We start from the raw sequence: 14,712 nt of genomic DNA on the forward strand, positions 1-14,712 counted from the left end.
GAGCATGCATTTGCTTGATGCACTCATAAAAGGAATAACACTTGGCCTGTTTATGGCTATATCTGTGGGCCCAACTCTTTTTGCTGTCCTTAGGTATAGTCTTAACCACAGCTATAAGGCAGGTATTGCATTCATACTTGGGGTTTCCATTAGCGATATATTATATGTAGTTGTTGCCAACGTAGCTGCATCATGGCTAGAAGTACTACACGAATTTGCCAAAGAGATAGCTTATGGCGGTGCTGTAGTACTTATTATTGTAGGATTGGCGGGCTTAGTGAGCAAATATAAACCCGTACGCCCCAGTGCTGCTGTGCTTACTATTAGCAAAGCAGATTATGTAAAGATTTGGACAAGTGGTTTTTTGATCAATACCATTAACCCCGCTGTCATCATAATATGGCTAGGTGCTGTAACAGCTACTGCCAACACCTCTGCTTGGTATAGAACCGTAATGTTTGGTTCTTGTCTTCTTTTGGTGCTTAGTATCGATTTTGCAAAAGTATTCTTAGCCGACACTATACGTAAAAAGCTCACTATTAGGCGAATCATGTACCTGCAAAAAACATCTGCAGCCATAATATTATCCTTCGGTATCGCTCTATTTTTAAGCACCTTCTTCAATTTACACTTTAGTTAATGTGTTGGTAATTCACACATTGGCAAAAACAATTATTTAGAAGTACGGAAAACTAATAAAGCTTAGTATCTTTGCAGCCTCATGTCAGACGCGATACGCCACGAGTGCGGATTAGCTTACATCCGCCTTTTAAAGCCACTAGCATATTACCACCGTAAATACGGTACATCTTTCTACGGACTTAACAAACTATACCTCCTAATGGAGAAACAGCATAACCGCGGCCAAGACGGTGCGGGGATTGCAGCTGTTAAGCTAAACGTGGAAGCAGGACACCAAAACATGCACCGTTTACGTATTAGTGGTGCTAATGCTATTCGCAAACTTTTTGAAGAGGTACAGAAAGAGACCAGCGACCTTGAGAAGATGTATCCTGAAATTGGCAACCACCCAGGTTTGCTAAAAGGCTATATGCGTTTCATGGGCGAATCGTTGATCGGCCATCTTCGTTACGGTACGCAAGGACAAAACAATGTAGAGTTTTGCCATCCATTTATCAAGTCGGATATTAATCCTACTCGTAACCTGATAATGGCAGGTAACTTCAACCTTGTTAATACAGACGAGCTATTTAAGATGCTAGACTCCCACCCTACCACTACCGTTAGAGATAGTGACCTAGGAGCTATGATCGAGACAATACAATACTACCTCTGCTTGGCCGACGAGACCAATCCAGAGAATTTAAATATTGAGGGTATACTTAAACAAGCTACTACCCACTTTGATGGAGGATATGTATGCGGCGGACTAGTAGGAAACGGTGATGGTTTTGTAATGCGTGACCCTAATGGTATACGCCCGGCGTACTTCTATAAGGATGACGAAATTGTTGTAGCCGCTTCAGAACGCCCCGCAATAATGACTGCATTTAATGTACCTATTGAAGAAGTACATGAATTGCAACCAGGTCATGCCATCATAACTAAAGCTGACGGTACTTTTACCAATACCAGAATATTACCGGAAAGAGAAGTGACCGCTTGTAGCTTCGAGCGTATTTACTTTAGCCGTGGTAGCGATAAAGACATCTACAAAGAGCGTATGCACTTAGGTAGGAATCTAGCTAAACGTGTATTAAAAGCTGTAGACTACGACCTTAAAAATACGATAGTATCTTTTATACCTAATACTGCAGAAACTGCGTTTTATGGTCTGATAAAAGGCCTTGAAGATTATCTGAACGAAATAAAGCTTGACCGTATTCGTGCTAATGGTAAAAACATGACCGATGAGGAAATGCTGGAACTAATTGGCAGAAGAGTACGTATAGAAAAGGTAGCTATAAAGGACGTGAAGATGCGCACATTCATTACAGCAGATGCTGCTCGTAATGAAATGGTACAGCACGTTTATGATATTACCTATGGCACTGTAAGAAACGGAGTAGACACTCTTGTTGTTATCGACGACTCTATTGTACGTGGCACTACATTAAAGGAAAGTATCATTAAGATGCTTGACCGTTTGAAACCAAAACGTATCATTGTTGTTTCTTCTGCCCCTCAAATACGTTACCCTGATTGCTATGGTATTGACATGAGCAAGATGGGTGATTTCATTGCCTTCAGAGCAGCTATAGAGCTACTTAAAGACCAAGGCAAAGAACATATACTACAAGATACCTACCAAGCATGTGTAGATGCTGCTGAAAAAGGCTTACTAGACAGCCAAAACTTTGTACAGGCGGTGTACGAACCATTCTCTCCTAGCGAGGTCAGCAAAAAGATCGCTGAAATGCTAAGACATGAGGACGTAAATGCCGAAGTAGACATCATTTACCAATCAATAGGTGGACTTAAAGATGCCTGCCCTAACAATCATGGAGACTGGTATTTTACAGGTAACTACCCTACCAAAGGTGGTAACAGAGTAGCTAATAAAGCGTTTATGAACTTCATGGAACGCAAAGAAGGAAGAGGATATTAATATTATATTTTCTCACATCTTCTGTTTTACCTATCTTTGTAGGCCATTCAGAATTGAACTACATTGAAACAACTTGTGCGGAAGACGTTGATGCTTTAGCTGTTTCATCCATTACAAATATCAAAAAGAGGTCTACTCTTATGAGTAGATAGTGAATTGTTGTATTAATAATTGAAGCCCTGATTAAATGATTAATATAAAGAACAAAGAACCTGAAGAGTGCACTTTGATGTTGGTAGACTTAAACGGACGTGTCCACTACGAAGCCGTAATGCAACCTAACGACAACCTGAATATCGAACTTAAAAACCTGCTTACAGGAATATATACACTGATCTTTCAAACGGAGAATACCAGTTTTGTACAACAAATTTTAAAGTATTAACAGAACTAAAAAGTCCTGTTAATACCTACAACATATCTGAATGCCGCATACTCAGGATTAGCGTACGGAGGTCTGTTCAAGAATGCTGGCACATCAACTCTTAATGTTAATGGTTTAGCCTTTGAGAATTTACCCCAGCGCTTTACTGTTAGTGCCATACCCAAACCAGCGTCTAAACGCAAATCACTCCACATCGTAGTTGGCGTTACATTCCAATAGTTATTTAAGTTAGGTGCATTACTTAGCTCTATCACTCCTGCATCAGCAAAAGCATAGATATCTGCACTCAACCATTTTCTAGTAATACGAGGGCGGAATTTAATGTACTTATCAAAATCAACCTCAGCACTTGCTGAAGCTCCACTACGCCCCTTATAACCAATTAATATCTGACCATTACGTTCATCGGCAATGAAGTAACCTGCGTAACCTCTCAGGTTCAGACCACCACCTTGTTGAAAATGATTGGTCTCATACCTTGAGATACTATGCCACTCTTCAGGCACAAAACCTTTGCTTCTTGTATACTTATTATCCATCAACTCTTCTGGGTTGGCACCAGCCAGCCATAGTGCACTTTCATAAGGCACACTATTACCTGTACCATAACGACCGAAGAATCTTGTTCTTATCTCTAACTTCCCTAACCTATTGTAGTTAATAGCTTCTGCCTGCACATAGGAATAGTTAAACGAAGCTGCATTATTACCTGTTAACAGCGGCGCTCTCAAGCTTAAGGTATAACGACCTGCACCTCTCTTATACTTGTAGTTATGTGTCCATGCAGCATTGATGGAAGAGTTTGGTCGTGCTTGTATACTACTCCATTCGTTAGCGTAGATCAAATAATCAAAGTCTGTAGTACGGTTGCGCCACATTGTTTGTGCATATACACTGAACGTGTTTTCAGCATTCATCCACCATCTGAAACCACCTTTGTGATACCACATACCATCTAGCAATCTACTGTTCAAAACAAGCTTCAGCTTTGGATTATTTCTATTAATAGGAGACTCATAATTGACTATGTAGCTAATAGGCGTATGCTTACTGAACAATCCTCCAGTTTGCCCTACCCAATATCTTTTGTCTTGCAACAGGTGTGTATTGAACCAAACTGTCGCAGACAGCTTATGCATAGTTGCCATGTATTCACTTTCTATATGCAAGCCTAACTTTACACCATCAACAGGATTATACCACACATCTGGCCTAAGCATAGGTATGTGTAGTCTCCTGTTCCAAGGTATTGTTCTACCTGCATCGCCTTTAAACTGTATCGCTTTAGGAGAGAAAGGTAGACCTCTTGTTTTATAGTTATCTAAAGAGTAGACATCAGCTAGTCTCCACGAGGTGTCTATTTGTACATGTTTAATACCAGTAGGAATTGTAACAGTTGCATCATAGGTTTCATTCATTTTGTCCCAGCCATACCATTTAGGTAAAACAGTAGCTTCTGTCTCTTTCTCAAACCATGTATTAGGCACATGGTAACTGTATAGTTTACCGTCTTTTGCGGTAACGGTAAAATCAATAGGCATTTGCATCAACCCCTTTCTTTTTAGGGTGATAGAAAACTCATCCTTACCCGACAACTTTTTTATTTTACCTATACCATAATCGATCCTCTTAGTTGTCTCTATCCATTGATCAAAGAACCAGTTTAGGTCTACTTTGGTATATTGAATAATAGATGTTCTAAAATCATCAAAATAAGGATGCGCAAAACGCCATTGGTCAAAATAGTGTTGCATTGCCGATAGGAATAGCGAGTCGCCCAATACATACTGCAGATTATACAGCATTGTAGCAGTTTTATAATATACTTGTCTGTACCCGCCTTCGTGTCCTAATGCATTTCTAAAATCGTTAGAATGAGTATTTATAGGCAACTCGTCTTTATTAAGTGCATCATATAAATAAGGTCCCATCACTCTTTTATCCAAAACTGTATTAGGCACAAAAAATGCCTGCTCAAATTTACTTCTCCCCTTATAGTCTGGCAAGGTATCTCCTTCCAGCTTTCTCATTCCCCATGCAGTAAGAAACTGTGTAAAGCCTTCGTCTAGTGCCGCACGGTAGGTCTCATTATTACCCACCATACCATAAAACCAGTTATGACCTATCTCATGAATGAACAATCCACGATATCCGGGATCGCTACCACCATCCAATGTGAGCATGGGATATTCCATTCCATCTCTTGCATCGGCAGCCACCATCTTAGGATATTGATACATGCCTATATCTTCAGAAAAGGTTTTAATAATTTTTGAAACATACTCTCCCGAATTTTGCCAACCAGAAGCGTGAGGCTCTTGACAAATACCTACACATTCAATACCCTTCCAATATGCGGTTGATATACGATAGGAAGGATCGGCTGTAAAGGCAAAATCATGCACATTGCTTGCTGCAAATTTCCAAACCTTACGCTCCCCCTTCTTATAAGGTATAATTATAGATGGTTTCTCTCCCCAAGGCTTATCCTTAAAGTTTTTTACATCCAGCTTTTCTCTTAGCTCCTTGGGCAATACCTCTTCTCTATTTTGTAGCGCACCTGTAGCCTCTACTATATAATTAGACGGAAAGTCTAAGCTAACATTATAAGTGCCATAATCTGCATAGAATTCTTTATTTAGGTGTTGGTAGGTATCCCAACCGAACTTTCTATCATAGACACATATCTTAGGAAACCATTGCACACCGTTATAATGCTTAAAGCCCCAAGCATCATACATCTTCATTCTACGTCTTGTACTACCATTATCATAATAGGTAGTGAAGTTCATCTTAAAAGAGATCTTGCTATTAGGATATAATGGCTTAGGCAACACTATCTTAAGAATAGTATTATCTAACACAGTCTCTACTTCTTGACCATCGACAGTCAATTCCTTAACAACAATACCCAACCCTTCCGACTCATATTTACCCATACGGGCTTCTTGGTTCAATGCTTTTTCCAAACCATGCAGATAAGACCCTTTCACAAAGGCATTTTGCCACATGTGGAAGTAGACATAGTAAAGTGTATCGGGTGAGTTATTCCAGTAATCCAACGACTCTGTAGCCTCTATTATATGCTTTGTTTCATCTATACGCGCATTAATATCATAGTGTACATCTTGTTGCCAATATGCGCCATCGGGCATACGGTTTTTCCAATACAACGGATTGGCTTTGCTCTTATATTCAGTTACTACTTGTGCCGTAGCAAATACTGTATATAATAGCGCAACCCCTAATAATGCGAACTTCTTCATATGGTTTATCAATTGAATGCATGAAAATACAAAAGATGCGCAAAGCAAAAAGGGTGAATTCACTTGCAGAATTATTAACTCCTAACAAAACTTTGACATTACATTTACATATAATACAACTAAGCGTTGTACCTTCGGTATAATACATGCAGCCCCTTATACTGCTCTCACTAAGTATGTTTATCTTGACCGCTTGCTTACAGGCGGTTTTTTTTATTTGTTAGTTAAGTTTCCAAAAAAGCAACATGACATTAGTATAGTGCGAACAAAAATTTCTATATTAGATAGCAGTACTTTTTTTTAAAACAAAACATTCTATTTCATGGGGAAGTTTGTAATATCTAAACGTAAAAACGGAGAATTTCAGTTCAATCTTAAAGCTGGCAACGGTCAGGTAATATTGACAAGTGAGGGATATAAAACCAAAGCAGCTTGTAATAATGGTATTGAGTCTGTAAGAAAAAATGCAGGCGAAGATAAACGTTATGACAGACTAGAAGCAAAGAATGGCAAACCTTACTTTAACCTTAAGGCTACAAATGGTCAAATAATTGGCTCTAGCGAAATGTATGAATCTGAATCTAGTAGAGAGAATGGCATTGCATCTGTTAAGAAAAATGCACCTGACGCTACTGTATCAGACGAGACTGAAGCATAATATCCACTTACATAATGGACAAGAAGCATACTTTAAAAAGTATGCTTCTACTTTTTAGTCTAGATACTAAATATCTAACAATTTCGTACCTTCATCTGAAGGGATGTTTTTTAACAAGAGAGAAAGACAACATGACAATACCAACATGTTGAACATGTAATGTATTGTCACGAATCAACATCCTATAATGAACAAAAGTTCTGTTACATATATTTGGCGCAAGCTTGTTGGCGATGAAAGAGTAAAGCCATATGCAAACCGTATCTTCAATTCGGTCAGCCTAATTACTATTGCGCTCTTATTCCTAGTTACAGTAGTGAACTTATTTATGGACTTTACTGGTCCATTATACATCAACTTGACGATTCTTATTATCGCCGTATTCATCTACTACTTATCTAGGTTTAGAGACAAACATTATTTGGGTATCATTGTCTTTGCCATTTGTAGTTATGTAGCTGTGGGTACCAATTATTTTTATAATTCGGGTATTAAGGGGCCTACGATATTTACATTTTTCCTCACCTTCCAATTGATCATTGCTTTAACAAAAAGGTCTCAACATCTATTGTGGGCAGTGTTGCACATTGGTGTTGCCGTAGCAGTAATGCTGGTAGAATATTATAACCCATCTATAATAACAGATATTTATAATACCAGGAAAGACCAATATGTTGATATAGTAAGTACTTACGTTCTCTGCTTGTTCTTTATCTACCTTATCACAATCCACCTACGCAATAGCTTTGCCAAAGAAAAACGACTTGCCGACGAAAGAGCTAATGAAATAAAAACGCATCTGCACCGAATAGAAAACCAAAACGAGAAACTTAAGGAAATATCTTGGTTACAATCTCACAAAGTACGAAGTCAGGTTGCCACCATATTAGGCCTATGTCAGTTCATTGATGAAAGGAACATTAGCGACAAAACTGCAGTTGAAGCATTGAAGGGAATAAAACAAGCTACTGAAGAACTAGATAAGGTAGTGAAAGAAATAAATGAAAAAACTAAAGAAGCTAACCTAAACCCTCCTGCTCATTAGTCTATCTTCTTCAGTAGCTTTTTAGCCTTTCTCTTCTGGCTACTGTTTTCATCTACAAGGCTTTGTAAAATTGCCTTGGCAGAAGCATTTTGCCCTAATGCAATATGACATCGTGAGATATTTAATCGGGCTTCATCTCTTTGTTCTCTATCCGCAGAGTTCATCTGCTTTTTATACTTAGCTAGTGCTGCAGTATAGTTCTTTTGCTCATATAGCTCGTCAGCAGTATACTCTTTAGGAGGTTCTGTTGCTGCTTTTTCCACGGTAGGTTTTGTGTCTGCAGCGTTATCATAATACTTGGAATTGTTATTAGCAGCATCAAAGCTATTACCCATTCTTGCCCTCACCTCCTTATCTCTATCTTCTACAGCAGCCAATTTCGCAGCTTGTTCTTTTGCTTTCTTTTCAGCCTCCTGCTTCCCAACTAGTTTCTTATCTGCAACATCTGCCTTTTTAGCCAGCTCTCTTGCAGCATTATCTTTGGCCATAGCAGCTGTAGCTACCTGCTCCTCAGGCTGCGCCTTACCTAGTTGCTCTTCTTGTGTATTGGGTTCCGGAGGCGCGTCAGTACTATTAGCTATACCAATTGTATCTACTACATCATCAATACCAGAAGTGGCTGTATCTACTTCTTCCACCTGTGCTGTAAATTCAGAACTAGGCTTAGGTGTAGTCTTTTCAATATTTACAGCTTCTGCTACAGTTGTAGTATTCTTTTCTTTTAGCACCCCTCTCAATAGCCATAAAGCACCAATACCTATCACAAGGGCTGCTGCAATACTTGTGATGCGCCATATACGAATGTTCTTAAAGCTTTTTTCCCTTGGTGTTACTTCCTCTTCTTTAGTTACTGCAGTAGCTGGTTTAGTTGGCGCGCTGATATATTCCTCAGCATTTGTTTCACCTAAGTGTTGTTTTAAAAACTCTTTAGGAAACAAGTCCATTGCTTTTATAGCCTCAACACTCCCACTCTCTTGCAGCCCTTCTACAGCGTCAGAACACAAAGGGCAACTCAACAAGTGCACTTCAGCAGCATGTGCTTCCTCATGCACCATACTGCCTGAAACATAACTCTTCAGCTGCTTGGCTGATAAGCAAGCACTGTGGTCAAATATATGTTTCATTTTATCGCTACTCATTTTTACCCTTTACTACTGGCGTTAATTTTAATTTCAAATTTCTTTTACCGTTCTGTATTGCGCTTTTAACTCTGTTCAGGTCATAACTGGTTTGCCTTGCAATCTCTGCATAACTCATTTTGTGCAGATAAAAATATTCTACACATATACGTTGGTCACTCTTCAACTCTTTTACAGCCTTCTCCAAATGATCTAGTAAATCTTCTTTCTCAATTCTTTGATGCCAATCGTCTTCAAATTCCACAACATTCTCTTCCACTAATTCTTGCTCACCAGTAGCTTTATCTTTCCTTAAAATCATAAGGCACTGATTTTTAGCTACTTGATACAACCAAGATTTAAAAAACTTTATTTCGAATTTCTTTAAATCTTCCAGTAGCTTAATGAATATCTGCTGACTGGCATCCTTGGCTGCATCTACATCTTTTAGATACTTCAGACACACACCATACACCAGATGACTATACCTACCAAACAAGCAGCTGAAGGCTGATTCTTCGTTACGATGAACATAACGATGTATCAGCTCCTCATCCGGAAGCTTTTGATAATCAGCTAGAACCGTGGTTTGTGGTATTTTTTTAACCTTCGACAACAGTGGAATATACTTATATAAAAATTCAGGGGCTAATATAGTGGAAAAATTCGTCTGTATTGTTAAATACATCACTATATTTTGCTTATGTTTTTCGACTCTAACGCCTATATTTGCAACCTTATTCAAATAACTATACATATATGGACATGTTCTACCTCGTTCCGGCATTCGGCATTTTAGCCTTGTTGTATACGATGATCAAAAGCTCTTGGGTGAGCAAGCAAGATGCAGGTACTGACCGCATGAAAGAAATTGCTAACCACATTGCTGATGGAGCTATGGCTTTCTTGAAAGCAGAGTACAAAGTAATGGCTTACTTCGTTATCATTGCGGGTATCCTACTTGCCATTATGGGTAGCAACAATGAAAATTCAAGTTGGATAATTGCCATTGCCTTCCTTATTGGTGCTTGTTTTAGCGCTATTGCAGGTTTTATCGGTATGCGTATTGCTACAAAAGCTAACGTGCGTACGGCACATGCAGCTCGTAGCAGCCTAAGCAAAGCGCTAAATGTATCCTTCAGCGGTGGTGCTGTTATGGGCATGGGTGTTGCCGGTCTTGCTGTATTAGGTTTGGGTAGCTTGTTCATCGTTTTCAAAATGATGTTTGTTCCTGAAGGTGCTGCTGTTAGCAGTCACGAAATGGAAAAAGCTATTGAGGTATTAACTGGTTTCTCTCTTGGTGCTGAGAGTATCGCTCTATTTGCACGTGTTGGTGGTGGTATATATACTAAAGCTGCTGACGTAGGTGCTGACCTTGTTGGTAAAGTAGAGGCTGGTATCCCTGAAGATGACCCACGTAACCCTGCTACTATCGCTGATAACGTAGGTGATAACGTAGGTGACGTAGCTGGTATGGGTGCTGACCTTTTTGGTTCTTACGTTGCTACAGTACTAGCTACTATGGTACTTGGTCGTGAAACAGCTACACTAGCTAACGTAGCAGAAAAATTCAGTGGGTTCGGACCAATACTTTTGCCAATGCTGATAGCAGGTGTAGGTATTGTGTTTTCTATCATAGGCACTTTATTCATCAAAGTTTCTGATAGTGTTGGTAATAGCACTACAGCAGTACAAAAGGCATTGAATATGGGTAACTGGGGGTCAATGATCCTAACAGCAGTTGCTGCATACTTCCTTACTGCATATATACTTCCTGATACAATGACACTTCGTGGCTTTGAATTTAGCAACACTGACGTGTTTGGTGCTATCGTTATTGGTCTTGTAGTAGGTGCTTTGATGAGTATCATTACAGAGTACTATACCGCTATGGGTAAAAAGCCTGTATTAAGTATCATCCGCCAGTCTGACACTGGACACGCTACTAACGTAATTGGAGGTCTTGCAGTAGGTATGGAAAGTACTTTCTTACCAATACTTGTACTTGCAGGTGGTATTTGGGGTTCTTACGAAATGGCTGGTCTTTACGGTGTGGCTATCGCTGCTGCGGGTATGATGGCTACAACTGCTATGCAACTAGCAATTGACGCTTTTGGTCCAATTGCCGATAACGCTGGAGGTATTGCTGAAATGAGCGAGCTACCGAAAGAAGTACGTGAAAAAACAGATACACTTGATGCTGTAGGTAATACTACTGCTGCTACTGGTAAAGGTTTTGCTATTGCATCTGCTGCATTAACAGCGTTGGCTCTATTTGCTGCTTATGTGGGTGTTGCAGGTATCGATGGTATCAATATCTATAAGGCTGAGGTTTTGGCGATGCTATTTGTAGGAGGTATGATTCCTTTCATCTTCTCTTCATTAGCTATACGTGCGGTAGGGCAAGCGGCTATGGCAATGGTTGCTGAAGTTCGTCGTCAGTTCAAAGACATTCCTGGCATTATGGAAGGTACTGGTAAACCTGAATATGATAAATGTGTTGCCATCTCTACAGATGCATCTATCAAAAAGATGGTACTTCCTGGTGCTATCACTATCATCGCCCCTATCCTAGTTGGTTTCTTAGTAGGTCCTGAGGCGCTTGGTGGTTTACTAGCTGGTGCTACAGTAAGTGGTGTATTGATGGGGATGTTCCAAAACAATGCCGGTGGTGCTTGGGATAATGCAAAAAAATCTTTTGAGCAAGGCGTAGACATCAACGGTGAAACGTATTACAAAAACTCAGAGCCGCACAAGGCATCAGTAACTGGTGATACCGTTGGTGATCCATTTAAAGACACATCGGGTCCTTCAATGAATATCTTAATTAAGTTGATGTCCATAGTTGCTTTGGTTATTGCACCTACTCTAGCTAAGATTAACGGTACTAGTGCAGAGCATGCTAAGACTCCAGTAAAACAACAAATAGAAGTAGTAGAAACAGCAAAAGAAAATGCTGTAACGTTGAAATAAAAAACTACTAAATAATATCTTTAAGGCCTGCTCAATAGAGCAGGCTTTTTTTTAATATTATAAATCTAGTATGAAGAATTTATTGATTGTCAATTTATGCCTTATCGCCTTTTCTATTAATTGTTATGGGCAAAAGAAATTAAGTTTTATAGAGAAGACCCTTGTAGGCACATGGAAAATCACGGAAATTAAGGTAGGAGGAATAAGTACTGCTCGCACAAAAGAAAAAGCAGAACAGTATGCAAAAAAAAACTTATACGCTGAAATTACTTTTAAAAAAGACAGAACTCTCGATTACAAACTTAACAATGACACTACTATATACCATGGGAAATGGAAACATGTTAACGACGTAAATTACTCTATTCGTGGGAACCATGCTGTATCTAGTCGCCTTGATATTAATATTGAGAATATTGAAGGTTGTAGCCTATATGAAGATACTGGGGTATTTAAAAATAAAAGGAACACATATATAGTAAAGGGTGGTGCAAAAAAAATACGCTTTGAGCGTATAAATTCAAACTAATAATAATTACTAAGACAACAAGAAGCCCACTCAAATTAGTGGGCTTCTTGTTGCTAACAATATGACATTACCTTGATTTTGTTTTGGCTGATTAGACTTATCTTTTGAATGCTTACAAAGCACCCTTTGCTCACCAAAACCTATACCCTATGAAAAACCTAACACTAGTATTAATGTATCTAATATTAATGCTGTTCAGCCATATATTTGACAACAAGCAGCATTAAGACTTTCTACTATATAGCTTACTCTTTATTACACCCCACTTGTGCAAGCGGTGGATTAGCGATACTCTCAGTACTCCTCTACCGTACTTCATACTACGGGTAAGATTGATGCTGGATGCTTCATCAAAATATTTGGTAGGGCAAGTGATCTCACCTATCTCAAAACCATGCATGAATATTTGAGAGAGCATTTCATTATCGAAAACAAAATCGTCACTATTATGTGTAAAATCAATAGAGCGGATCACCTCTGCGGAGAAAGCGCGATAACCTGTGTGGTATTCACTCAACTTCTGCCCTATCATTATATTTTCAAACAAAGTAAGGAAACGGTTGGCTATGTATTTATACATTGGCATTCCTCCCTTAAGAGCCCCCTTACCTAATATTCTTGAACCTAAAGTGACAGGATAAACATCATAGGCTATTACAGAAGACATAGCATGTATCAGCTTAGGTGTATACTGATAATCAGGATGGAGCATAATAACAATATCAGCACCTATTTCTAAGGCTTTCCCATAGCAGCTTTTTTGGTTGCCACCATATCCCTTATTTACCTCGTGCTTTATTATATGCTTTATCCCCAAGCGTTTACCTACTTCTACAGTATCATCAGGACTATTATCGTCCACTAATACCACATCATCCACTATATCAAAAGGGATTTCCTTATAAGTACGCTCCATCGTAAGCGCAGCTTTATATGCCGGTAGTACTACTACTATTTTCTTTCCGTTTAGCATGATATTCGGTCAAAAGTATAACTCTATGAGTAAAAAGCGAAATTATAACTCGAACTAGTTAGCCACCTTATGATCACCTTCTACAGGGCGCATACCCGTTACTATCAAGTTGCTTGTAGCTTTGGCCAAAATATCCTTATTCGTATTGTACACCCTACACTCTACATGTATTATTTTTTTTCCTCTTCTTACCACTTCTGACACCGCTGTAAGTCTTTCTCCATCTTTTATAGCATATAAAAAATCAACATTGAGATTAAGTGAGGTGTAGAAATTATCAGTATCCAAACTCACTACAGCCCAGCCTATGGCTTCATCTATAACCAGAGACATCATCCCTCCATGTATATTACCGTAAGGGTTGGTCATGTCTGTTTTTACATTTAAAGACAATACAGCCTTACCTTTCTCGATCTCATCAAGGGTGAATTGCAACCAGTTACCCGCAGGGGAACGGGAATCCGTTACCTCTTTGCCTAAATAACGCTCTTTCATATAGGCAAGTACTTGACCAGATGGTATATTCTTATAGCTCATTACTTCTTCTGTTCTTTTTTCTCCCGTAAAGCTACAACCATTTCTATCATTTTATCAATTCTACCTTTTCTTGTCTCCTCCTTCTTGGCTTCTACAATAGCTTGCACATACTCTTTTTTATGACTGAATGACATACTATAAAAGAATTTCTCTAACCCTTTTATTCTCTTTATTGCCGTGCTAGCATCCTTAGGTAAGGTCACTGTTCTTTTTTCAAAATCTATGCCTTCTATGTTGCGATCATTCATTGGCGTATCTCTAACCATTGTTCCTATATCACTTGTTTTACGAAACCGTAATACCGACCAATCTTTATCCAATGCAATTTGCATTACGGGTGCATACCCATCACTCTTTAATATATTCCAAAAATCATCCCTACTCAAATCAGACTCAATACTACCAGACTTTTTAGGATAAGCGATCCAAAACATAGCAGTAGAACTAAGCTTACTTACCATACCTTTTAGCTCCGCTTCCAATACTTTCTTCTCTTGAGCAAACAATAACACTTGGTTGTATTTAGTACTACCTGAATATTTAGTAACAACAGTCATGTCTTCAAATAAGCCCTTACAGTTATCAGGCATATTTACAGTTAAAACTTTGTCTTCTGTAAACTTTAGTTTCTTTATTACACTCATATCCTTATGCTTGGT

Annotated in this window: 13 protein-coding genes; 7 read left to right on the top strand and 6 right to left on the bottom strand. The window is 38.9% G+C overall.

Annotated elements, in window-relative coordinates:
- Positions 1–4 precede the first annotated feature (4 nt).
- From R2800_07170 to R2800_07180, 3 genes are all read left to right on the top strand, one after another.
- The gene (locus R2800_07170) at positions 5–640 is read left to right on the top strand and encodes a LysE family transporter (protein MEZ5016815.1); all 636 of its coding nucleotides are present in this window, start codon (positions 5–7) and stop codon (positions 638–640) included.
- Between the two features lie 81 nt (positions 641–721).
- A complete protein-coding gene (locus R2800_07175) occupies positions 722–2,569 on the top strand; it encodes an amidophosphoribosyltransferase (GenBank protein ID MEZ5016816.1) in 1,848 nt (615 codons plus the stop codon).
- 187 nt (positions 2,570–2,756) lie between these two features.
- Positions 2,757–2,954: a T9SS type A sorting domain-containing protein gene (locus R2800_07180; GenBank protein MEZ5016817.1), complete on the top strand. Its 198-nt coding sequence runs from the start codon at positions 2,757–2,759 to the stop codon at positions 2,952–2,954.
- 5 nt (positions 2,955–2,959) lie between these two features.
- On the opposite strand, the gene R2800_07185 is transcribed toward R2800_07180, so the two are convergent.
- Complete coding sequence (locus R2800_07185; GenBank protein ID MEZ5016818.1) at positions 2,960–6,220, bottom strand: M1 family aminopeptidase; 3,261 nt, start codon at positions 6,218–6,220, stop codon at positions 2,960–2,962.
- 322 nt (positions 6,221–6,542) lie between these two features.
- Between R2800_07185 and R2800_07190 the strand changes: the two genes are divergently transcribed.
- Entirely contained in the window at positions 6,543–6,878 is a 336-nt protein-coding gene (locus tag R2800_07190; GenBank protein ID MEZ5016819.1) for a YegP family protein, read from the top strand.
- A gap of 187 nt (positions 6,879–7,065) precedes the next feature.
- A complete protein-coding gene (locus R2800_07195) occupies positions 7,066–7,923 on the top strand; it encodes a hypothetical protein (GenBank protein MEZ5016820.1) in 858 nt (285 codons plus the stop codon).
- On the opposite strand, the gene R2800_07200 is transcribed toward R2800_07195, so the two are convergent.
- Positions 7,920–9,047, bottom strand: coding sequence for a tetratricopeptide repeat protein (locus R2800_07200; protein ID MEZ5016821.1), 1,128 nt, complete (start codon positions 9,045–9,047; stop codon positions 7,920–7,922). The genes R2800_07195 and R2800_07200 overlap by 4 nt on opposite strands.
- 7 nt (positions 9,048–9,054) lie before the next feature.
- Positions 9,055–9,657, bottom strand: a complete 603-nt coding sequence (locus tag R2800_07205; GenBank protein ID MEZ5016822.1) for a sigma-70 family RNA polymerase sigma factor — start codon at positions 9,655–9,657, stop codon at positions 9,055–9,057.
- 143 nt (positions 9,658–9,800) lie between these two features.
- Between R2800_07205 and R2800_07210 the strand changes: the two genes are divergently transcribed.
- Entirely contained in the window at positions 9,801–12,014 is a 2,214-nt protein-coding gene (locus tag R2800_07210) for a sodium-translocating pyrophosphatase (GenBank protein MEZ5016823.1), read from the top strand.
- 70 nt (positions 12,015–12,084) lie between these two features.
- Positions 12,085–12,543, top strand: coding sequence for a DUF5004 domain-containing protein (locus tag R2800_07215; GenBank protein MEZ5016824.1), 459 nt, complete (start codon positions 12,085–12,087; stop codon positions 12,541–12,543).
- Positions 12,544–12,766: 223 nt separating this feature from the next.
- Here R2800_07215 and R2800_07220 read toward each other — a convergent pair whose 3' ends face one another.
- The 3 genes from R2800_07220 to R2800_07230 are packed head-to-tail and all read right to left on the bottom strand — an operon-like array spanning position 12,767 to position 14,697.
- Entirely contained in the window at positions 12,767–13,516 is a 750-nt protein-coding gene (locus tag R2800_07220) for a glycosyltransferase family 2 protein (protein ID MEZ5016825.1), read from the bottom strand.
- 54 nt (positions 13,517–13,570) lie between these two features.
- Complete coding sequence (locus tag R2800_07225) at positions 13,571–14,053, bottom strand: PaaI family thioesterase (GenBank protein ID MEZ5016826.1); 483 nt, start codon at positions 14,051–14,053, stop codon at positions 13,571–13,573.
- On the bottom strand, positions 14,053–14,697 hold the full coding sequence (locus tag R2800_07230; protein MEZ5016827.1) for a YdeI/OmpD-associated family protein: 645 nt from the start codon (positions 14,695–14,697) through the stop codon (positions 14,053–14,055). Before R2800_07230 ends, R2800_07225 begins: the two co-directional genes overlap by 1 nt.
- Between the last annotated feature and the right edge of the window lie 15 nt (positions 14,698–14,712).

Source organism: Flavipsychrobacter sp. (assembly GCA_041392855.1).
In the GTDB taxonomy this organism is placed as follows: Bacteria; Bacteroidota; Bacteroidia; order Chitinophagales; family Chitinophagaceae; genus UBA5543.

Bases quoted from the DNA above. Each gene is read 5' to 3' on its own strand.
- R2800_07170 (MEZ5016815.1), top strand. From the start codon at position 5: ATGCATTTGCTTGATGCACTCATAAAAGGAATAACACTTGGCCTGTTT.
- R2800_07175 (MEZ5016816.1), top strand. From the start codon at position 722: ATGTCAGACGCGATACGCCACGAGTGCGGATTAGCTTACATCCGCCTT.
- R2800_07180 (MEZ5016817.1), top strand. From the start codon at position 2,757: ATGATTAATATAAAGAACAAAGAACCTGAAGAGTGCACTTTGATGTTG.
- R2800_07185 (MEZ5016818.1), bottom strand. From the start codon at position 6,220: ATGAAGAAGTTCGCATTATTAGGGGTTGCGCTATTATATACAGTATTT.
- R2800_07190 (MEZ5016819.1), top strand. From the start codon at position 6,543: ATGGGGAAGTTTGTAATATCTAAACGTAAAAACGGAGAATTTCAGTTC.
- R2800_07195 (MEZ5016820.1), top strand. From the start codon at position 7,066: ATGAACAAAAGTTCTGTTACATATATTTGGCGCAAGCTTGTTGGCGAT.
- R2800_07200 (MEZ5016821.1), bottom strand. From the start codon at position 9,047: ATGAAACATATATTTGACCACAGTGCTTGCTTATCAGCCAAGCAGCTG.
- R2800_07210 (MEZ5016823.1), top strand. From the start codon at position 9,801: ATGGACATGTTCTACCTCGTTCCGGCATTCGGCATTTTAGCCTTGTTG.
- R2800_07215 (MEZ5016824.1), top strand. From the start codon at position 12,085: ATGAAGAATTTATTGATTGTCAATTTATGCCTTATCGCCTTTTCTATT.
- R2800_07220 (MEZ5016825.1), bottom strand. From the start codon at position 13,516: ATGCTAAACGGAAAGAAAATAGTAGTAGTACTACCGGCATATAAAGCT.
- R2800_07225 (MEZ5016826.1), bottom strand. From the start codon at position 14,053: ATGAGCTATAAGAATATACCATCTGGTCAAGTACTTGCCTATATGAAA.
- R2800_07230 (MEZ5016827.1), bottom strand. From the start codon at position 14,697: ATGAGTGTAATAAAGAAACTAAAGTTTACAGAAGACAAAGTTTTAACT.